The 20455-nt window shown below is 53.5% G+C and carries 16 protein-coding genes; 8 read left to right on the forward strand and 8 right to left on the reverse strand.

Features of this window, described 5'->3' with window-relative positions:
- Positions 1 to 122 precede the first annotated feature (122 nt).
- The 4 genes from ACIQU2_RS25535 (at position 123) to ACIQU2_RS25550 (ending at position 2915) form a co-directional block, all read left to right on the forward strand.
- Positions 123 to 482, forward strand: a complete 360-nt coding sequence (locus ACIQU2_RS25535) for a hypothetical protein (protein ID WP_403144846.1) — start codon at positions 123 to 125, stop codon at positions 480 to 482.
- Complete coding sequence (locus ACIQU2_RS25540) at positions 460 to 1440, forward strand: integrase domain-containing protein (RefSeq protein ID WP_403144939.1); 981 nt, start codon at positions 460 to 462, stop codon at positions 1438 to 1440. The genes ACIQU2_RS25535 and ACIQU2_RS25540 overlap by 23 nt, the downstream gene beginning before the upstream one ends.
- On the forward strand, positions 1437 to 1733 hold the full coding sequence (locus ACIQU2_RS25545) for a hypothetical protein (protein WP_403144848.1): 297 nt from the start codon (positions 1437 to 1439) through the stop codon (positions 1731 to 1733). Before ACIQU2_RS25540 ends, ACIQU2_RS25545 begins: the two co-directional genes overlap by 4 nt.
- 165 nt (positions 1734 to 1898) lie before the next feature.
- Positions 1899 to 2915: a hypothetical protein gene (locus ACIQU2_RS25550; protein WP_403144851.1), complete on the forward strand. Its 1017-nt coding sequence runs from the start codon at positions 1899 to 1901 to the stop codon at positions 2913 to 2915.
- Between the two features lie 477 nt (positions 2916 to 3392).
- Here ACIQU2_RS25550 and ACIQU2_RS25555 read toward each other — a convergent pair whose 3' ends face one another.
- The 6 genes from ACIQU2_RS25555 to ACIQU2_RS25580 form a co-directional block, all read right to left on the reverse strand.
- Complete coding sequence (locus ACIQU2_RS25555; protein ID WP_403144853.1) at positions 3393 to 4100, reverse strand: M48 family metallopeptidase; 708 nt, start codon at positions 4098 to 4100, stop codon at positions 3393 to 3395.
- Entirely contained in the window at positions 4101 to 7364 is a 3264-nt protein-coding gene (locus ACIQU2_RS25560; RefSeq protein ID WP_403144855.1) for a type I restriction endonuclease subunit R, read from the reverse strand. It abuts the gene before it with no gap.
- Positions 7361 to 7666: a helix-turn-helix domain-containing protein gene (locus ACIQU2_RS25565; RefSeq protein ID WP_403144858.1), complete on the reverse strand. Its 306-nt coding sequence runs from the start codon at positions 7664 to 7666 to the stop codon at positions 7361 to 7363. Before ACIQU2_RS25565 ends, ACIQU2_RS25560 begins: the two co-directional genes overlap by 4 nt.
- A gap of 154 nt (positions 7667 to 7820) precedes the next feature.
- Entirely contained in the window at positions 7821 to 7964 is a 144-nt protein-coding gene (locus tag ACIQU2_RS25570) for a helix-turn-helix domain-containing protein (RefSeq protein WP_403144861.1), read from the reverse strand.
- The gene (locus ACIQU2_RS25575) at positions 7957 to 9294 is read right to left on the reverse strand and encodes a restriction endonuclease subunit S (protein WP_403144864.1); all 1338 of its coding nucleotides are present in this window, start codon (positions 9292 to 9294) and stop codon (positions 7957 to 7959) included. The genes ACIQU2_RS25570 and ACIQU2_RS25575 overlap by 8 nt, the downstream gene beginning before the upstream one ends.
- Positions 9287 to 11833: an N-6 DNA methylase gene (locus tag ACIQU2_RS25580; protein ID WP_403144867.1), complete on the reverse strand. Its 2547-nt coding sequence runs from the start codon at positions 11831 to 11833 to the stop codon at positions 9287 to 9289. Before ACIQU2_RS25580 ends, ACIQU2_RS25575 begins: the two co-directional genes overlap by 8 nt.
- A 204-nt stretch (positions 11834 to 12037) precedes the next feature.
- Here ACIQU2_RS25580 and ACIQU2_RS25585 point away from each other — a divergent pair, with 204 nt between their 5' ends.
- A complete protein-coding gene (locus tag ACIQU2_RS25585) occupies positions 12038 to 12958 on the forward strand; it encodes a restriction endonuclease (protein ID WP_403144869.1) in 921 nt (306 codons plus the stop codon).
- A 660-nt stretch (positions 12959 to 13618) separates the two neighbouring features.
- Positions 13619 to 16630, forward strand: coding sequence for a DEAD/DEAH box helicase (locus ACIQU2_RS25590; protein WP_403144871.1), 3012 nt, complete (start codon positions 13619 to 13621; stop codon positions 16628 to 16630).
- 13 nt (positions 16631 to 16643) lie between these two features.
- Here the strand turns inward: ACIQU2_RS25590 and ACIQU2_RS25595 are convergent, their stop codons facing one another.
- Positions 16644 to 17063: a hypothetical protein gene (locus ACIQU2_RS25595; protein WP_403144874.1), complete on the reverse strand. Its 420-nt coding sequence runs from the start codon at positions 17061 to 17063 to the stop codon at positions 16644 to 16646.
- Positions 17064 to 17180: 117 nt separating this feature from the next.
- Between ACIQU2_RS25595 and ACIQU2_RS25600 the strand changes: the two genes are divergently transcribed.
- Positions 17181 to 18104, forward strand: a complete 924-nt coding sequence (locus ACIQU2_RS25600; RefSeq protein ID WP_403144877.1) for a hypothetical protein — start codon at positions 17181 to 17183, stop codon at positions 18102 to 18104.
- Between the two features lie 126 nt (positions 18105 to 18230).
- The gene (locus ACIQU2_RS25605; RefSeq protein ID WP_403144880.1) at positions 18231 to 19637 is read left to right on the forward strand and encodes a DUF2252 domain-containing protein; all 1407 of its coding nucleotides are present in this window, start codon (positions 18231 to 18233) and stop codon (positions 19635 to 19637) included.
- A gap of 94 nt (positions 19638 to 19731) precedes the next feature.
- Here the strand turns inward: ACIQU2_RS25605 and ACIQU2_RS25610 are convergent, their stop codons facing one another.
- Positions 19732 to 20322 carry a GNAT family N-acetyltransferase gene (locus tag ACIQU2_RS25610; protein WP_403144883.1) on the reverse strand — a complete coding sequence of 197 codons (591 nt, stop codon included), beginning with the start codon at positions 20320 to 20322 and terminating at the stop codon, positions 19732 to 19734.
- Positions 20323 to 20455: the final 133 nt, after the last annotated feature.

The following is a 20455-nucleotide window of genomic DNA, read 5'->3' on the forward strand; positions in this document are numbered from 1 at the left end:
CATCAATCGCAACGGCCCTCGTTTTGCCCGCAAGAGCGCTGACCATACCGCCTCTTTATTGGTCGTACTGATCACTCATCGCTGGTTGAGCAGTCGCGATGGAAGAACCTTCGAGGTCCGCCATGTTCCGCCTCAATGACGCGGTGCGCCGCTACCAGGCGCAACATCAACCACAGCCAGAATCGCGGCGTGTCGCCGTCTCTGTCGCCACCCTGTCGCCACGCGCTAGGCCAGAAACGACACGGGTTGTCACCACTGTCGCCGCTGTCGCCACACCACCTCTAGACCCTGCCAACCTCGCCCTGCTGATCGAGCAACTGCGTGAGGAAGGGGCACTGCTGCAACACCACGAGAACACCCTCCTGATCCGTCCGACACATTGGCAGCAGGTGGACAGGCTCAGCTCTCACTGGAAAGCCCTGCTGCTCTTTCTGCAAACAAACGAAAACGGTGATGACGATGGCTCTGGTCGGTCGGCGTGATGGTCGCAACTTTGGCTACGGCCGCCAGCTAAGTTATGCCGGCCCGCAAGCACTAGTGGATTTGTTTGCCGGTGGCCACTTCGCCACGGTCAAAGCGCATAGCGATCGCTGGCAAGCGTTCGTGCGTTGGTGTCGTTCCGAGGGAGGCCCCGGTTACAACGATGCACGTCAGATCGATCGACGGACGCTGCAAGACTACGCCGCTTACCTGCGCCAGCAGATCCAGCAAGGTGAACTCTGCATCGCTACCGCGCAGAACCGCCTGAGCAGCGTCAACCGCACCCTCGCTGCGCTGCGCGGTGATCAGGACGTGAGGATCGCCAGTCCGAGCCAGGCGTTAGGCCAGCAGCGCTCGACCGTACGCACCCGTTCACCGGATGGCCAAGACCGCCAACAGGTGCGGCGAGTGCTTGAGGTGCTTGGCGAACGGCAACATGAGCGGGTGGCGGCGATTGTCCGTTTGGTTCGAGAAACCGGTATGCGCCTGCGCGAGGCGATCCTGGCTGACCTGCCACGCTTGCAACGCGAAGCCGAGCGCCTCGGCCGCATCAACATCCAGGACGGCACCAAAGGCGGCCGCTCAGGCGCGTCAGCGCCGCGATGGGTCGTGGCGAATGAAGAGGTGAAGGCGGCGCTGCAGTTGGCTCGTCATGCGTCGCCAACCGGCAGCCGCAACTTGCTGGCCCGCGACGAAAGCTACGCTGCGTTCCTGCAACAGACCGTACTCCCCGCCCGCGACGCGCTGCATGAACAGGAGCTGAAGGGCTTTCATGAACTGCGAGCAGCCTACGCCTGCGAGCGTTACGAGCAGCTCACTGGACACGCCGCGCCGGTCAATGGTGGTCACTGCTATCGCATTGACCGCGAACTAGATCGACAGGCGCGTCAGCAGATCAGCTACGAGCTCGGACACCACCGGATCGATGTGGTGTCGGCCTACATCGGTGGCCGAGCGTGACCAAGCCCTTCGATATGGAACTGTTCCTGAGCGGTGTACTAACCGGCTCGAAGGTCACACAGCAACGGCATATACGGCAAGCCCGAATCATGCAAGCGGTGATTCAACAGCGATGGCAACGAGACAATCCCTGGACCTGGCAGCTCAAGCATTTGCGTTGGTTTTTTGCGCAACACCTCAAGGGTCGTTCCAAGGCTACCCGCTATTACTATCGGCTCACGGCCCTACTGATCTGGAGACGGATAGGAAACAGCCCGCTGAGCGGTGGGGATGGGGCCGATTGGTTTTGCTAAGTACGCAGCTAGGTTTCATCTTTGTAACCGCTGAGTGGATGAATGATAGTTAGGGAGTGGCATGCAAGGTTGCTGCATCTGTGCCACGGGACGTAAAGTCCCTCAACAGTCTCTCCGGCAGCAATGTGGAGGGCATTCACAGACTTGGGCTACGGACGACCAAACATGAGCGAATCCCCCTTTCTCAGATACAAGGACGTGCTCGTCAATGACCACAGTGCCTCCGCTAAATGTTTACGGTCGATCGTACTGTCGATGCGTGGACCTTACAGATATGCCGTGGCCGCAGATGAGCTGGGGCAGCTTAGTCCGGAACATTTTGATGCGGCGCAAGCCCTATTGAGCGTTTACAAGAAAGGGTTGGACAAAGACCCTGAGGCCGGGGATGTTCTCCGTGAGATTGAGCAGCGCTGGCCGGATTATAGGAAGGTACCTTATGGGCTGTACCCGTTCCCGGCGCCCGAGACGGTTTTCGTGCCCGATCAGGCCGACCTCATCGAGCACTTGCAACCGTTTTTTGGTATTGACCTCAATGTGGTTAACCGCGAGTGGTCTGGGTATCTGACCATGCTGGGACCGTTGGAGCCGACAGAACATAAATTCGTGGGCCAAGCGACCGAAGATACCCCGTGGCATTCCATGCTTTTGCATACTAACTGGATTGGCTTCAAGGTCGAGGAAGGGCGGTACCGCCTGATGGGAGACCCGCGCTATTTCTTCCTCCATGCGGATAACGAGCAATTGGGCGACCCGTATGAGGGCGCGCGCGAAAGTTTGCTTGCGCTGTATGCTGATCAGAAAGCTGCCTATGAGGCGGCCAAAAAACTTTATCACGACTCGGGGCGCCTGTTCTTCCCATCAGCGTTAGCGGAGAGAGTCCCCCTGTACGACGTTGAGCCGATGACGTTTGTTGAGCAGATTGGCGGTGTGGCGGACTTCTCAAAATTCCCGAGTTCCAGCCTGTCGCTTAGTTATGTGGAAAGCGAGAAGAACGGAGTCACAGCGGGATACCCGCGCAGCCCCGCTGGCCGTCTGTTTCATCACGTGGCAAGCGTGCCCGCACATCATTACCAGAGTTGGGGGGCGGATCTGATAATGATGTTTTATGAACCGGTGGAGCAGTTGGTGCTATTTACGTTTTATTGGGAGGCTAGCGAGGACGAAGGGCGTGCCGGATATTAGCCTAGCCGACTGACCTACAATCTCTTTTGGTTTTCGGCTCGGCCGCACGTTGGGCTTGGACGCGCCCTAGCAGCACGCTGGCCTGTTCGTCGCTTGGGGCCTACGGCGGATCCACTTATGTAAAAGATTGGCGTTGATCCCGTGGTATTAGGCCACGCTGGCAATAGAGGCGTCCGGCTGGGCGCATTCCTGGATGATTTTGGCTTTGAAAGTCTTGGTGTAAGAGCGTCGTTTTGGCTGCTGCTGGCGCTTAGAGCTCTCTTTACTGGCGGAAAATCCGGCCAGTAACTGACCTGGGGTGAGGTGGCCAGTCATACGTTCGTAGCGTTTACAGCCGTAGGCTGTGCGTAAGTCGTGAAAGCACCTGAAGGACCATGCCATAGGAGCCGCTACCGCCAGAGCGTACTGCTGATAGTTAGACGTCTGGGGAAAGTTGAGATGGCAACGTGCATGCAAAGGCAATTCTTCGCTTACTCGTTAAAGGTCAAGACCAGCTCCACGCCCCCGCAGCCACTCCTTCCGGTCGCGATAATCGGGTAGCACCTTGTCGACCTCATTCCAGAACGCATCAGAATGATCACGATGATGCAAGTGACACAGCTCATGAACGACTATGTAGTCAATGATGGTCAGCGGAGCCATCAGGCACTTCCAGTGAAAATGCAAATCTCCGTTTTTCAGACAGGATGCCCAGCGGTAACCGATATCTTTGACGTGAACATTGCCCGGCGTCACCCCCACCTTGCTGGCGAAGAAAGCGACCCGCTTGCTCAGCCGGGCAAGACCTTTTTCCTTATAGAAGGATTCAAAGATCTCCTGCGCAAGTTCGTGCCCCCCCGTTTCTACAACGGACCGCAAAAGGCAGAACCGTCCATCCTTGAGTTTCAGAGACTCATCCTGCTCTTGCACCAGCTGCAAGCGATAGCTGCTGCCCAGATACAGAAAAGACTCCCCACCGACCCACTCACGTGTCACGCGAGTGGCGTTGAGGTCACGCCAATCGGCAAGGTTGCGATAGATCCACATACGTTTGCTGAGTACGGTTTCATCCACTTGCTCAGGGGTCATACGCCTGGGCGGGCGCACTGTGATCAAACCATCTCGCTCAATTACGATATCTGTAGTCTGGCGGTCTGAGCCTGGCAGTAACTGATACTCGATGTCTCGAACCTGACGAAGTTGCATTTATGCGTCTCCACGGCGCAGGGCTCGGATTAGTTCATCATGACGGTTCTTGGCCAACTTCATGACCTCGATTGCCACGCGCTCACGATTCTGCTTGAGTTCCTCAATGCCCGCTTTGGTGATTTCAGCCTTGAGCAGTCCTCGAACACGTTTTTGTTTGTCCGGATTTTGCCAGAAATCAATGCTGGCAATGGTTTCCTGCAAAATCTCCACCGTAACGCCCATCAATGCTTTGAACTTGGGTTTATCCCCGCCTTCAACTGTGCCGTTTGGAAAGCCAACCTGGACGATATGCTCGTAGAAGGTCGTCACCTCCTTACTCATCCCCTCTTCGCCCTGCTGACGGCCGGCGATAGCTTGGTTTCTAAGTTCGGCCAATTTTTCCGCTAACAAATCCCACTCGTCGTGGTGCTTCTCAATGAGGGCATCAACCTTTTCCGATAGGCTCTTGAAGAAGGATGGATCCTCATCATGATGGACAGTGCAATGCTTGCGGATGGCATGCTCCATCTCACTGGCTTTGGCCTCACTGTTTTTACCAGCATGAGCATTGAGTTTCTCCAGGAAGTCCTCGGCTAATAGCTCCACCGGTTCAATCTTGGGGTTAATGCCCAGGCTAATTAAGTGCTCGTTGATTAACGCCTTCACTTTTTCACCTGCGCTGCCCAAATCGAGGCTGGAATCTTTGTAGCGCTCCTTGGTGACTTGCAGGATATAACCAAAACGCTTGGCGGGGACGCGGTAGAGCTGTGCAGACGAGTGAGGCAAAATGATGTCCAAGCTCATCAAAAATTTCTTGAGGTAAACCTCGAAATCCGCCCGTTGTTTTTCATCCTTCAGGGCCTTGACGGCGTCATGCACCACCCTTGCATCCGCATCCAATGTGAGTAAAGCCCCCGTGACGAAGGCCTTGATGTTATTCACACCCAAGGTTGTGAAATGTTGCAGTAAACGCTGATAACGCTCCTCCAACACCGGCAACTCGGAGGTAATGTTTTGCATACCGTCCTGCAGCTCTTGTAGCTCATCACTGGCCGCGTACAGCGTCAGCGCATCGGTCAGATGGTTGGCCAAACCGATGTAATCGACGATATAGCCGCGCTGCTTGCCCCTCTTGACCCGGTTAGTACGGGCAATAGCTTGAAGCAGGGTGTGCTCGCGCAGTTTCTTGTCGATGTACATCACCTGCTCGATGGGCGCATCGAAGCCCGTCAGCAGCATGTCGCAGACGATCAGAAACGCGATGCCTGTGTGCTCTTTGTCCGGATCGTCAAAATCGAAACTACGGCAAAAATTATCAACCGCGTTCATCCGCACGGCCTGTTTGCGTGCATCAGTGATGAACGCCGCCTCGTTAGTGCCGTCTGACGACACCACGACGGCTGTTTTCAAAAAACTCAGCCGTCGGATCAATTCTGTGTCAGGCAGTGTCCGGGCCTGTTCTTGTTTGATACGGTCGGACAACGCCGCTTTGATACCTGCTTGATAGCGCACACAGGCCAGCTTGGAATGACACACCACCTGTGCCTTAAAACCGTTGGGCAAGATGTTGTCGACGTAATGCTTAACTAGGTCGCGGGCAATCGCGTTGATGCGGTTCTCGGCCTCCAGGATGTCGCCGGTAGCGCCATACTTCTTTTTGATCGCCAGCAGCTCTTCTTCGCTGCGGTCGCGGAACAGGTCTTCAAAGGCCTCATCAAACGCATGTTTTTCATTCAGCGCACTATCGGCCGTTTTACCTTCGTACAAAATCTGCAGGGTGGCACCATCCTTGACCGCATCCATCAGCCGGTAAGTGTCGATGTACTCACCAAAGCGTTTGCGGGTTTTGCGCTCACCGTGGCGCTCGGTCAGCAACGGAGTGCCGGTGAAGGCCAAGCGAGTGGCATTGGGAAAAGCCTCAAACAGGTTTTCACTCAGGTCCGAGCTTTGAGTACGGTGCGCCTCGTCGATCATCAGGATGATCCGCTCTGAAGGATTCACCACACCAAAGGTCTTGCCTGCCGGTATGGCCAGGTAGGTGCCCAGCGCCTCAGCCACGGTATTACTCAAGGTCTGTTTGTGTTCCTGAAACTTGTGCACCATGACCATATTGATGTCGGAGCTGCCGGTCGCCAGATGTTGGCGTAACGCTTGACGGTTCTCGATCACATTAACCCGGCCACCAATCAACGTAGCGGTTTTTCCAAGCTGCTCTTCTAGATCTTGCCGATCATTGACCAGCACGATCTTGTAGTCCGCGAGATCGCGGCTGGCTCGCAGCATCCGCGCCAGAAACACCATCGTCAGTGATTTCCCCGAGCCTTGGGTGTGCCAAATCACACCACTGCGCGCCATGGCCGTAGTGCCGTTACGCAAGCGCTCCATTACTTTGTTCGCCGCGCGAAATTGTTGGTAGCGGCATACCACCTTCACCCGAGGGCCGCCATCTGTATCCATCACAACTGAGCTAGTGCGCAGAATCTGCAGCAGGTTGGCTCGACTCAACATCCCAGCGATCAGTTGCTGCTGCGGGTTTAATCCTTCGAGGGCCGCATCGTCCTGCGGATAGAGCGTCTTCCAGGTATAGAAATGCTCCGCCTCTGAGGTAATGGTGCCGTAGTCTGCTTGCAAACCACTGCTGCGAATCAGTAGCAGGTTGCTATGGAATAGGGCCGGTTCACCCTCCTTTAGCCCAGCGCTTTGGGATTCCGGACGTTTGCGCATATAACGCTGAAGCTGCACGAAGGCTTCCTGCATCGGATTGGCGCAGGTTTGAGAGGCTTTTTTGCACTCCACAACTCCGAGGGGGATGCCATTCACGAACAGAACAATGTCCGGAACGATGAAGTCCTTTACGCACCCGGGAGTATCAATACGGAACTGATTGATAGCATGGAACTGATTATTCTCAGGCGTTTTGAAATCGATCAGTCGCACCACAGGATCAGCTTCGCCGGTCAGTTCATTGACATCTACCTGCGCTTTAAACAGCAAGGCCTGGATCGTTTCATTCGCCTCCAGCAGGGTGCGGTTGGGATGGCGCAGCAATTGGCTGCGTAAATCTTCCAGCTGGCGATCAGTCAGCCAGAGCTGGCCTTCATCCGTGCGGTTGTTCTCCCGGACAGCGTTATTGAATACTTCGGGCAGCAACCATTGGCGAAAGTTAGTACGCAAGCTTCCGTGTGCGCTCTGCGGAATACCCGTTCCTTGGTCTATCACTTTCCAACCCTGTTCGGCCAGCTGCTGCAAAAAGGGTTGTTCGACTTCGCTGTACTCACTCATCGTGTGCTTCTTTGGCTATTGGCCTGCAACCAGTGCTGGCCTGTGGCGGTGAGGCGGTAGCGTTGCAACCGACTGTTGGGTTGCTCGGGCAATGTCATTTCTAGGCATCCGGTCGCAATGGCAGGCAGACTCAACAGCTCCTGCTCGGTCTCATCCTTAGCTTCCACCGTACTGCTATAGCGACGAATATAGTAGCGCCAGCTTTTCTGCTTGGCCGTCACTGACACCGGCGCCTTATAAGGCCGGTTTTGCCCGCCCGGCACCCATAGCACGATCAGCTTGCGGCCTTCGACCAGTTCCACACTTAGCACTGGGAAGTAGGCCGGCTGAATCAACTGAAGGCCGCCAGCAATTCCTGCTGAATTTTATTCAGCTGATTGTCGGCCAAGCCCATCGGAGAAAATAGCGACTAACCGTTGGTATCACAATCCTGCCCAATCACCACGTAACCGCCGCTCAGGTTTCAAAGTCATTGGCGAAGGCGCAAAGCGTGCGAAGAATGGCGTCCGGATTCCAGCCCACCTTGTATTCGATACGTTCTCCTTCAACCATGCGTTGGCGCAGCAGGTCATTGAGATTGATGGGCAGCTTGTCAGGCATCGGCGGTCTCCGGGGCATTGATCATGACGGGGACTTTACCAGTGAGAAGGTCTTGCATTAAGCCGAGTTTTTGGGCCTTTAGATTTTCAACACTCGCTTGCTGTCTATGGATATTCGCTTGAGCAGCTTCAAATCTTTCAATAATAGCAATCTGTTCATTGATGCTCGGCACGCCAACAATCAACCGTTTCAAGTTTCCGGTGTTGATTCGCGGCCGAGTGACACCTTGCTCATACCGTCTAATCTGTCGCCGCGCTAACTCACTATTCAAAAACAACATGAAAAATTTGTTCTGCATCACTCCACTTACGCACCGAGCGCGAAAACAATCTGCTTTATTGATTGCAGGAGGTAAATACTCTGGATATGTACACGCTCTACCAACCGGGTAACGATCCTCCCCCAACCCTGCTATCAAGACATCACCCCCAACAACTTTATTTCTGACCAAAAAAGCCGCATGCCTACCTGATACGTAAGCCTTATCTCCATCGTTATACTCATGTTTGACTACATTCTGCAGTCGAACAACACGGACGCCAGGATCGACAACGTAGTGCTCTGTTTTTAGATTCGAACCAAATGGGCCATCAGCAACCGACTCGAGAACCATAGAAGCATCTTTGAGCTTCCACTCCTTCGGAATCCATCCAATTGCCGCTCTCTGGTACATCTCCGGCGCTTCATCGTGAGAAGGGCGCAGTTGGCCGTTGGGCAGCACACCACGGGTGAACAAGTCATGCATCAAACCGGTCTGAATCTGCTGGTATTTAGCAATCAAGGCTTCGGTTTTTTCGATGACCGTATCTATACGCCCAATGACTTTCGCAATGCTTTTTTGTGTTTCTAGAGGAGGGACAATTAATCTCAAGCCTGATAAAAAACTCCGAGAAATTCGTGTCCTAGTAGTTCCGCATGAGTTTATTTCTATACTTCTCCGAAAAGAATCCGAGTTAATTGCCGCCACCAACCACAACGGGTCTGCTTTTGCATTGCGCAAAATAGCAACATCAACAACGGTCGCGCAGCGCATATTCATAGCTGGAAAAATGCAAGCGCGACCAATAGGGTCAGGCATTCGAGCTATTAAAATATCACCTTGGCTAAGAGCTGTGCAACGAAGACGAGCAAACTGAGCGTCATTCATAAAACGGTTGGATTTATCGAGGAATCGACCATCCCCAATATCCGCAAGTTGGATTAGTCGGTTTGTCCCTTCAACATCCTGATCTCGGCTTTCTACCCAGTCACCATCACAGAAGAAAGAATCACTAACTAACAACTCTGAAAGCGACAATTCACTCCAAAAAGCAGGCACAGTCTCACTCATACCCTAGCTCCACAAAAAAGGCGCGCAACGCCTTCGACGCTTCATCACGCTCCATCTCAATTTGCCCAGCCGTGACCGCATATTTGCCCCACAATCTTTCAATCGCAGCCACACAAGCCCGCAGATCGGCACGCAGATATTGGCGGTAGCTTTCGAGCAACATTTTGCCCAGCCGCTCAACAATCACCACGCGTGCCTCGTCACTGCTGATTTTCTCACGGGCTTTTTCCACCAAATCATCGCGGCTCTGCTCAGTTGCCTTGATCAAGGCCTTAAGGCTTTTAGCTTCGTCTTCCAGCGCTTTATGGCGAGCCAGCTGTTTCTCAATGCGTTCTACCTCGCTTTGGTGACTTTTCCAGTCACCGAAGCCGCCATCGCGCTTGGCTAGTTTCATCAAACCACGAGCCTCCTTCAGACTCGCCTTGAGGGTTTTCACCTCATCGGTTGGCAGCACGCCGCTGTCGTCCGAGTCCTCAAAGTCCTCTTCGCCCGCTGCGGCGAACAACGCTTGCAGCTCGGCCAGGCGGTTGTGCTGTTGTTCAAGCTCAGCCAACACTTCGGGGAACTGGCTTTGCAAAATATCCTCATTCGGAATTAATTCCGGCCCCCAACCACTGGCAGCGATAGATTTGAAATCGGCGGCCAGCAGCTTGTAATAGTTGGCGAAGGCACCGCGCACTTGATAACGGTTCAGCAAGTGCTGAGCAGCGAAAGTGCGCTCGATGCTATCCAGCAAGTTGGCACGCATATGGTAGACATTGTTGGTGCGAGCTTGCCGATTCGTAGTGTCTGGCGCCAGCGCTTCGATGATGGGCAGGTGTTGGTGCCACCAACTGTGCAGTTCGGCCATAAATTGGGCCTGCCGCTGAGTGACTCCAGGGTGTGCGTTAACGTACTCGGCAATGGCGCGTTTATCTCGCAGCTCAGTCGAGAAATCGGCAAAAGCCACACCGGTGGCCGGCAAGGCGCGGGGTACAAAACAACTGTCACGCAGACCGGCATAGTTTTGCCAGAAGTGTTCCAGCGCATCGATCTCGCTGACCGGCACACCGCCGTGCAAATGGGCCCGCACATCATGGGGCTCGGGCGGCGGAGCATTGTCCACATAGCGTCGAATATTGCAGTTGAAGTCTTCCGCACGAATGTCAGCCACCGGAATACGCTGTGCGTAGCCAGGAATATCTTGCCCGGCCCGATAAGCGTGCACGATCTTATCGATGTCTTCGGGTCGTAGGTGGTTCTGGGCCTTGCCTTCGCGGTACTCACGGTCGGCGTTGATAAACAGCACATGGTCACGGTCAGCCGCCCCGGCCTTATTCAGCACCAAAATGCAGGCAGGGATTCCAGTGCCGTAGAAAAGATTACTCGGCAGGCCAACTACTGCTTCGAGATAACCCTTTTCAATAAAGTATTTGCGTGCCTCACGCTCTTCACCACCGCGGAACAGCACGCCATGGGGCATTACCGTCGCCATCCGACCATCATTTTTGAGCACGGCCAGCATGTGCTGCACGAACATTAGGTCTGCTTTTTTGCCTTTTTCGGGCATCCACACCGGGAAGCGCCCTGGGAATTTGATGTCTTTTTTGATGTAGTTCTGGCTGAACGGAGGGTTGGCCAGCACGCGATCGAAACGCTTGAGATGGTCATGTTCTCGCTCATCTCGGTGTTGCGGTTCGCGCAAGGTGTCTTGCTGGCGAATCACCGCGTGAGAGATACCGTGCAACAGCATGTTCATTTTGCAGATAGACCAGGTGGTGCCCATCTTTTCCTGACCAAACAGCGCCAGCTCGGAGGCATCGGCACCACACTCGCGCAGGTAATCACGTGCCTGGATTAGCATGCCGCCCGATCCCACAGTGGGGTCGTACACGCTCATGTCTTCCTGGGGGTCACAGATTTCAACACAGATACGCACCACTTCGGCCGGAGTGTAAAACTCGCCAGCCTTTTTGCCTGCAGAGTCGGCAAAGTGTTTGATCAGCCATTCATAGGCGGTGCCCAGTAGGTCTGGGAATTCGAAGTCTTCGTCGCGCAGCGGAATTTTTTCAAAGTTCTGAATAAAGTTGACGAGTGTGTCGTCATCCAGCGTGTTCTGGCCGATTTTTTTGTTGAAGTTGATGTGTTTGAGCACATCCTGCAAAGCCTCAGGGTTGGCCTCTTCCAATGCTTCAAGAGCTTTATTGAGGGCCGTGCCAACGTTTTCTTTGACGTGTTTGAGAGCTGGGTGCAGATTCCAGGTGCTATCGACCCAGCCCTGATTCCATCGAGCCCGCTCCGGTACGAAGAAATATTTGCCGGAATACTGATCAGGGTCCTCAAGGTGGGCCTTGATGTCATTCTCGCTCAGACCATTGGCCTTGCCTTCTGCGGCAATCTCTTCGCGCCGCTGATCGAACAAATCGCTGGCACGCTTGAGGAACAGCATGCCGAAAATGTATTCCTTGTACTCGCTGGCATCCATGTTGCCACGTAGGTCATCACAGGCTGTCAGCAACAGATTTTCAAGCCGTGCGAGTGTTAATTTGGCGCTTGCCATAGGTATTCTGGTTCCTGTCACAACGTCGAACGGAGTGCTAATTGGGTGCAACGAAGCACCTGAAAGATGTCCGTGCAAAAAATGCCATAGGATACCCCACTACGTTCGTCGAGACTGCTCAGCTGGTCTGCCGAGATTTCACCTACTCCTGCAAGCTGCTCAGGTGACTCCCCCCAATAAATACCTCCGCCAAAGGAAGGCAAAATGCCCGTTCCCACTTACGACCAGTTCATCGAACCAGTGCTGCGTTTTTTAGCGACCAAGCCAGAAGGCGCGCCTACGCGGGATGCCCAGGAAGCTGCGGCGAAAACGCTGCACCTGACCGAAGAGCAACGGCAGGAACTGATCGCCAGCGGTCAGGCGACCTACAAAAACCGCGCAGGTTGGGCGCATGACCGACTCAAACGTGCAGGCCTGTCTAGCAGCGCGAAGCGCGGTTATTGGAAGCTGACTGACGCTGGAATCAGCTACGCAAAAGAGAACGCTGCGCCACTCCCTCACAATGAAGTGGAGCATTTGGCTATTGGCTATATGGATGTGAAGCTGAAAGTCGCAACCGATGCCGCCCCACTGGATGATCAGGCTCAAATTGAGCCTGACGTCACTTCAGCCACCGCTAGCCCCGATGACCGTCTTGAGCAGGCGTTGCAAGAATTACGCGAAGCTACCGCCGCCGATTTGCTTGATAACCTGTTGCAGGTGACCCCCAATCGCTTTGAAGTGATTGTGCTGGATGTACTGCACCGCCTGGGTTACGGCGCCAGTCGCAATGATCTACAGCGTGTCGGAGGCTCAGGCGACGCTGGTATCGACGGCATTATCTCTCTCGATAAACTGGGGCTTGAGAAGGTCTACGTTCAGGCCAAGCGCTGGCAAAACACGGTCGGCCGTCCTGAGCTGCAAGCGTTCTATGGAGCCCTCGCAGGACAGAAAGCGAAGCGCGGCGTATTCATCACCACTTCCGGCTTCACCGCCCACGCTATTGATTTTGCCAAGTCTGTTGACGGAATCGTTCTGGTGGACGGTAATCGCCTGGTGAATCTGATGATGGATCATGAGGTCGGGGTTACCTCACGACTGCTGAGGCTTCCGGCATTGGACCGTGATTATTTCGACGATGAGTGAGCGAAGAGTCTGTGTCGAGTGCAATTTGGTCAGCAGGCCGCTGACCAAATCGGCCGCCACCACATCGCTGAACCAGCCAAGCTGACTGCATTTGGGTAATGAGAGAATCAAAGTACCTAGTGCCTGCCTAGGATCTGAGCTTCCCAACTGCCATAAGAGAACATACGACATACTTTCAAATGGCAGGTCCTACTTGATAGTTTTTTTCGCCGTCTACTCAATGCAAAAACAGGGACCAACGAAGAGCAAAAACCGCCAAAAAAGCTGGTCTTTTGCCGGAGAAAAATCAGGAAAGTTCATATGAATCACTGCGATCGCGGATCAATGGAGCAACACGTTGGTACCTTGCAGCCTTGATGACTTATCGAAGCTCTACTACTCAGGGGCTCCGCCTGGAGAAACCCACGTTGCCCCCTTTCGTGCAGAGCAGTGCATCACGGACAACTGAACAGCTTGGTACCTAAGTGCGAAGCCGTACATGATGAGAAGCAAGAGTGAGCATCGACCTCTTGCTCCCGTGCGGTTGTAATCGCTCACTTTACCGTCACTTAGTATCAAGATATTGTTAGTCATGGCATTTTGACACTCCCGCCTGCTGAGGCACTGCTTTAGCAGGCAGAGGCATTACGAACGCGCCCTACTACGACATGGACGAACGTTGTGAAAATTCTCGAGTATTTGGATTCAGCGAAAGCAAAACTAAGAGACTGCCAACTCGGCGCGGTGCGAAGTTTCGTGAAGTATGCCGAGGAAAATGAAGCGGACAAGGCCTTCTTAATAAATCTGCCCACCGGCGCGGGAAAAACGGGTGTCATTTCGCTTATATCCCATCTCTCGAGTGCAGCTAAAGTCCTTGTTATATGTCACCGCAAAGCAGTGAAAGATCAACTTTTCCGAGAGATTTCTAAAAAATTCTTTCGCATCACAATCAATGATTCGAATTTCAAACTTAAGAAAACTTTCAGGGATTCTGATTTCGGGCAAGGTGATGGTGTTTATATAACCAGCTTTCAGAAACTAACATTTATCGGAGATGAGGCTCTTGGGAAAATTCAGCAAGACTTCGATTTAATTATCGTTGATGAAGGCCATTCAGAGCCGTCACCCGTTTGGCGAGAAATAATCCGACAATCTTCCGCTATGAAGGTGGTGATTACCGCGACGCCTTATAGGAATGACCTGTTTGAATTAAACGTGAGTACAGACCACTTCTATGTGTTTACGTTCAAAGACGCTGTAGCCGATGGAGTAATTTCGGAGCCTTTATATGAGCAGATTGCCGATGAAGCGAAAATGCTCGCGAAGATTACGGACTATTTGGAAGTCGACGACAGTCTAAAATGCATCGTTAAGTGCAGGAGTCTTGAGGAAATCGAGAGATATCACGACCTAATAGCTCCATTTTTTTGCACCGCAAGTGTCCATGAGCGTTTGGAAAATGAGGACGAGAAAAATAAGTTTAAGCGGGTTGGACGAGCGCTTAAAGTTGAGGGCCTCAGGGTAATCATCCACCAGCACAAGCTTGACGAAGGCATAGACATTCCCGAAGCCAAATTATTGGTCTTGACCTACGAGTTGGGTAGTGGGCGAGAGCTGGTACAGGCCGTCGGCCGGATCGTCCGGCGTTACGGGGAAGCGCGGCCCTTGGTATTGGATCTTAGCCGGGGGGCGAATGAGGGGATGTGGGATGGCTACCAAAAATTTGACGATTATCTCGCCAGTGGAGGAGCGTCAGAATTCGTAAAGTCTCTCAGTACGAGTTACCTAATCGAGTCCTTCCTCGATAGCTTCCCTAAGTACAGCTATTTCGATGGCAAATTCAAGGAGCGAGTGGATCTCAATGAGCTAGTTCCTGAGGACGACATCAAAATCCCTCACGCTTCGGTGTGCTTCGTGCAGAAGGAGGAAGAATTTTCCCTGTCCCTACTTATGGATCGCCTCTACTGGGAGCTTCATGGATCCGGGGCTTTGGTCAAGAGCTATGAGGAGGTCCTCGACCTAAAAGTCATGGTCTACGTGTCGTTTAATAGCTCAAAATTCTTTTCTAACAAGCTGTTTTTTGAGCCAAAACTTCATGTAATTGTCGTAAAGGAGATGGGGGCAGGTGTAGCAATATTCGATAGCGGCGGCGGGCGATACTACAACCAAGAGCAATATCGGCTTCGTAATGCCATCCATATCGACAAGCTTACTGCGTTAGCGGCCAGGACTGCGATTCATCAGGTCAAGGAGACTCACGCCCGAGCTATTGGCCAAGCTGTACGACGTCCGGAGTCTGTGGCTTTAAAGGGACAAAACCTAGATGGAAGTCGTAGTAATCAGAGCAATTCCAGATACGCCTTAACGATGGTGAAAGTCGACAATATTGGCCTGGACGGCAAGAAAGACAGCAGTTACTACATTGGCGCCAGATCAGGCCGAGTGGTCGATCAGAAGGAATCCAATTTCACGCTGTATGATCTTTCTCAATGGATCGACGTGGTCAGCGAATGCATCGAGGCAGGAGGCAATGCTGGACGGCTTATCAAGTCCTACGCGCAACCGATAGCCGAAAGGCCGGATACAAAGATTCTTTCCGTATTGCTGGATTTCAATGAACTCGATGGACCTACGCAGATTGGCCGGGGCGAGATCCATGCAGAGTTTCTTTACGTAGACTTCAATGATGGAATCAGCTTCCATGCGCATGGTGAGTTGGTGGAACTAGCTTTCACGTACTCGGACGACGCTTCATGTTTCGAAGTCCAGCTCGCTGGTGTTTCTGAAGGAAGGGCTGATCATGAATGGGTAGTGGAATATCTAAATTTTGGCCATCGATTAAAAGTTCTGTATGAGGATGGGGTCACGTATCTAGGAGGAAGTTTTTACCGATTGGCACTTCCTTATGAGCGGGGAATCGAGGCAGAACAAAGTTTCGCGGGGGCGTCGCTGTTCCCACTTCCAGAGATGCGGAGCCAAAATCTTAAGGAGAAAGGTCACGTCCGGGATCACAAATATTTTCGAACCACCAAAGACAGCTTTGATACGGACTCGATTTTCCATCTCATCGACAGGCTAAAGGGATATGGGAATTCAGGCACGCCACACGGCGAGCTGGGGCCGTTCGCCAAGTTCATACCTGGTTGTGATCTCGTGCTTTGCTGCGATATGGGCGTTGAGCCGGGCGATTTCATTTTGTCATCCCCTGAGAGGCTATGTTTCGTTCATGTCAAGTGTGGCGACACCCTCAATCCAAAATCATCAGCAGGTGCTCTCGCCGAGGTCGGCAGTCAAGCGATCAAAAATATTCATATGCTTGTTTCTAATAACAAAAATATAAAACCGGGAAATTACAAAACGTGGAATGGATGCTGGCCCTCCAATGATGCAACTTATCCGCTCAGGACGCGCTATAGATTATTCGATGGTCAGATTAATCATCCGGTAGCACCTGACGGCTCTCTTTCTGAGCGAGTTTGGGATCTTATCTGCGAACGAAGAAAATCAATGAGATGTAAAAAAGAGATCTGGATCGTTGGCGGAAATTCATTTTCCAGTGACCATTTCATCAAAAGCATGGGAAATCCACTCAAGTCTTCGCCCGAGAGTATTCAAGCCTTTCAGCTTATCGAGGATTGGCTAAGCACTGCGGATGAATTAGATGTGGATTTGAGGATTTTTACCTCGCCCTGAGGAGGCTACATGACTAGCCTTTCAGCCGAATGAATGCCTTTGGCCGCTCTCTGCCGATGTTGAATGGCAGCAATGGGTTGACTGCGGCCCTTTGTGACTGGCTGCAATCGGCAGCTATAGGCAGTTCACTGCCAATCATGGTTACGAAGCGTTCTGGTAAGATCGAATGCAAGCGGGTGGTCAAGTGGAGTGCAGTATTCCAATTGGTATTCCAATCAAAAATAAAAAAGATATAAATGTTATAAATCAATATCTTACCGATCGGATTCAAATTACCCCGGCCCACCAAATACGAAGCAAAACAAAACCCGCCAAGTGCGGGTTTTGTTGCATCTGGGGTTTGGTCATTTCTGTAGGCAGCATCACCCTCCCCGGCAAAAGCAGGCCTGACAGGAGAGTTGGTGTCAGGCTTTGGAAGCATCATTTCAAGCACACGCTCAAATCGAGTGAGCTGTCATCAACGTATTAGTCGGCGATTCAACGCAACCGGACCTATGCTGCGGGTTTACCTGCAACCGCTTGAGCAACCAACGAACTCTGGAAGATCAACATGAACGTATGGATCGCAGCCGTCCTGGCCGCCATGGTTTCTGTGCCAGTACACGCCGCCACCGAGATCGCTCCTCATGTCGAGCAGGTCACCTTCAAAAAGGGCTTCGACACCGTCAGATCCGCCCGTTCCATCAAAGGCCCGCTCACCGCGCAGTACCGCCTAAACGCGAAGGCCGGCCAAATGATGACCGTGGACTTCAAGTCTTCCAACACCTCTGCCTACTTCAACATCACCGCGAAAGGTGCGGACTATGCGTTGTTTAACGGATCGATCATGGGCAATCACTTTCTGGGACCATTGCCCGCCGATGGCGAATATACGGTTCAGGTATACCTGATGCGCAACGCTGCTCGGCGCAATGAAGTGGCCAACTACAGCCTTTCATTAAGCCTGAGCTCGGGTAATGCGACGGACAGCAACCAGCCGTTCGACCAGACACTTGAATTGCAGGGCATTGGCTTTCACGTGACGAGCGTGTCGGCCGATGGAAATCGTGCTCTGCGCATTGCACCCCGAGGTCTGGAAATCGATAACTCAGAGATCGTACGCCCCCTCACCGGCACCATCGTCCGAGCAGAGGTCGCCGACCTTGATCGCAATGGCTCTCCAGAGATTTACGTATTCATCAGGTCACCGGGGCGCGGGATGCCGGGCGAGCTCATTGCTTACGCTGCCAATCGCAAGAAGTCACTTAGCGAGATTTATCTACCACCTGTGAACGAGAACCCAAAAATAGCGGTGGGCTACCACGGCGAGGATGAGTTTGCCGTGGTGGAAAATGCGTTGGTGCAGCGGTTCCCGGTTTATGACAGCACGGATGCCGACGCGGGCAGGACAGGGAAAATTCGGCAGGTTCAGTACACGTTGATGCCTGGTGAGGCCGGGTGGGTTTTGAGGGCTTTGGGGACGACTGAGTATTGAAGGATGCTCGTTGGTGAGTTGCTCCCGTTCGCCCCCACGGTCAAAGCCAAAACACTTCGGATGAAGACCCGAAGCCCTTCTACACTCACCTCTCACACGTCTAAAACACTCACCATACGAGCCCACATGACCTCCCTCAAAGACCGTTTGAAGCAAGGCAAGGATGCTCGCAAGAACTGCACCCGCAGTTCGCAGGCGGCCATAGGGAAAATAAATCGCGATCCGCTGCCGCTGATCAAAACGTCCAGTGAAGGCCGGATCACGTCGCTGGTCGAGTTGCGCTACGGCCGCATGCTGGTCTCGCCGTTCACCTTCTATCGCGGCAACGCGCTGCTGCAAGCCCATGACTTGGCCGGAACATCCAGCATGGGTCTGGTATCGCCCATCTGCGGCGACAGTCACCTGATGAACTTCGGCGGTTTTGCAACGCCGGAACGCAATCTGCTGTTCAGTGTCAACGATTTCGACGAAGCCCATCCCGGCCCTTGGGAGTGGGACTTGAAACGGCTGGTGGCAAGTTTCGTGGTGGCGGCGCGCGACCTGCGCCATGGCGACACGGTCGAAGAAACGGTCTGCCGCCAGGTGGTCGGCGCCTACCAGCAGACCATGCTCGAATGCGCCGAACAAAGCGCCATGGAAACCTGGTACGAGTCCATCAGTTACCGCGATCTGCGGCAGCAGGCGAGCAAAGCGACACTTGAGCATGTAGAGCGCGCCATCGAAAAAGCCGAACGGCGTACCCATGCTGAACTGCTACCGAAAATCAGTGAACGTGACGCACATGGCCGACTGATCATTCGCGATGACCTGCCGGAAATTTTCCATTTACACGAAAACACCACGCTGCTGGATGCCGACGACGACTGGCTGCGCCTGTCGAACTGGCGTGCGCTTTACGACGCGTTCATGCGCGACTATCCCGGCACACTGCAAGCCGACCGTCGTGAGCTGTTGGCGCGTTTTCACGTTCAGGACATGGCGTTCAAAGTGGTCGGTGTGGGCAGCGTCGGGACTCGATGCCTGGTGGCCCTGCTGACCGATGATCAGGAGTTCCCGCTGTTCCTGCAATTCAAGGAAGCACGGCGCTCAGTGCTTGCCGATTATGTGAAGACTAAATTGCGGGTGCGGCATAACGGTCAGCGCGTGGTCGATGGCCAACGGTTGATGCAATCGGCCAGTGACCTGTTCCTCGGCTGGACCACCGGCCCCAGCGGGCGACACTTCTATGTGCGCCAATTGCGCGACATGAAAGTCTCGGCTGAACTCGAGACGTTCGACGCTGAAACCTTTGCCGCCTACGGACGCGTTTGTGGCCGCGCGTTGGCTCGCGCCCACGCCAAATCGTCGGGAAACGCCGCACACATCAGCGGCTACATCGGCAAGAGCGATGCGTTGGCCGACGCGCTGTTCAAGTATGCACAAAGCTACACCGAGCAGAATGAGCGTGACTTCGAACGATTCCAGCAGGCCTGCCGCAAGGGCCGTTTGCGGACACGCTCGGAAGCGGACTTTGCGGCGGATCATTTGCCTTAGGCGTGTCTCAGGGCGTGAAACGGCGGGCACTCATCGACATGAATTTTTCTTCACCCCACGACCTCTCACCAACGGGTACATTGCGCTCGCTCATTCAAGAAACTACGGTTTGCCCGCCCTCCCGCGGGCTTTTTTTTGCCTGCTGTTTTATTTCCTGCGGGAGCTTCAAACGATACAAATACGTGTCCTGGACGCCATGGCATTCCGAATGCCGCGCTTGCCGGGCCATTCTGATCAGCTCAAACCCAGAGGCTTTAGCCATCTGCTGACTCGCCCCATTGGCCGAGGATGTCGTCAGGTAAAACGTACAACCGGGCAGACTTTTGACTAATAGCTCAAGCGCCCGTCGCATGTAACCTTTCCCCGAGTACTCGGTGTTGGCCCAGTAACCCACAACATATCGATTGCGTCGGCGGGGTTTCAACCCAATACAGCCAATGACCGCCTGCCCGTCATCGGCCACGATAAACAGGCGCCGCTCGCCTGTTTCGCTGTTGAAATCATCAGCCGCCCGCAGCAAAAACGCGCGTGCTTCGTCCTCGGACGTGTGGGACCTGGCCCACGGCAGAAACTCGAAGTGGGCGACATAACTGGCATTCAGGGCCTCCTGAAGCGGTTTACACAGGCTGGGGTCGGGCGCCCTCAAGCTCATTGAGTGCAATTGCAGGGGTAACGAAAGCTCCATGCATCATCCTTAAAGTAAAAGCGGATTCCATTTTCGCCAAAACAGGCGATGTTTCCTTGTTTGTGCAGCTAACCGGAGGGCCTTTATAGAGCCATGCACTAGAAAGAGTCAGGTTTTCGGGCCCTGCCGCAAT

Origin of the sequence: Pseudomonas sp. NPDC098740 (genome assembly GCF_044760065.1) — a bacterium.
In the GTDB taxonomy this organism is placed as follows: Bacteria; Pseudomonadota; Gammaproteobacteria; order Pseudomonadales; family Pseudomonadaceae; genus Aquipseudomonas; species Aquipseudomonas rossensis.

What these genes read in the sequence shown, in the direction of transcription:
- ACIQU2_RS25535 (WP_403144846.1), top strand. Translation starts at nt 123, where the DNA reads ATGTTCCGCCTCAATGACGCGGTGCGCCGCTACCAGGCGCAACATCAA.
- ACIQU2_RS25540 (WP_403144939.1), top strand. Translation starts at nt 460, where the DNA reads ATGGCTCTGGTCGGTCGGCGTGATGGTCGCAACTTTGGCTACGGCCGC.
- ACIQU2_RS25550 (WP_403144851.1), top strand. Translation starts at nt 1,899, where the DNA reads ATGAGCGAATCCCCCTTTCTCAGATACAAGGACGTGCTCGTCAATGAC.
- ACIQU2_RS25555 (WP_403144853.1), bottom strand. Translation starts at nt 4,100, where the DNA reads ATGCAACTTCGTCAGGTTCGAGACATCGAGTATCAGTTACTGCCAGGC.
- ACIQU2_RS25560 (WP_403144855.1), bottom strand. Translation starts at nt 7,364, where the DNA reads ATGAGTGAGTACAGCGAAGTCGAACAACCCTTTTTGCAGCAGCTGGCC.
- ACIQU2_RS25570 (WP_403144861.1), bottom strand. Translation starts at nt 7,964, where the DNA reads ATGCCTGACAAGCTGCCCATCAATCTCAATGACCTGCTGCGCCAACGC.
- ACIQU2_RS25575 (WP_403144864.1), bottom strand. Translation starts at nt 9,294, where the DNA reads ATGAGTGAGACTGTGCCTGCTTTTTGGAGTGAATTGTCGCTTTCAGAG.
- ACIQU2_RS25580 (WP_403144867.1), bottom strand. Translation starts at nt 11,833, where the DNA reads ATGGCAAGCGCCAAATTAACACTCGCACGGCTTGAAAATCTGTTGCTG.
- ACIQU2_RS25585 (WP_403144869.1), top strand. Translation starts at nt 12,038, where the DNA reads ATGCCCGTTCCCACTTACGACCAGTTCATCGAACCAGTGCTGCGTTTT.
- ACIQU2_RS25600 (WP_403144877.1), top strand. Translation starts at nt 17,181, where the DNA reads ATGAACGTATGGATCGCAGCCGTCCTGGCCGCCATGGTTTCTGTGCCA.
- ACIQU2_RS25605 (WP_403144880.1), top strand. Translation starts at nt 18,231, where the DNA reads ATGACCTCCCTCAAAGACCGTTTGAAGCAAGGCAAGGATGCTCGCAAG.
- ACIQU2_RS25610 (WP_403144883.1), bottom strand. Translation starts at nt 20,322, where the DNA reads ATGGAGCTTTCGTTACCCCTGCAATTGCACTCAATGAGCTTGAGGGCG.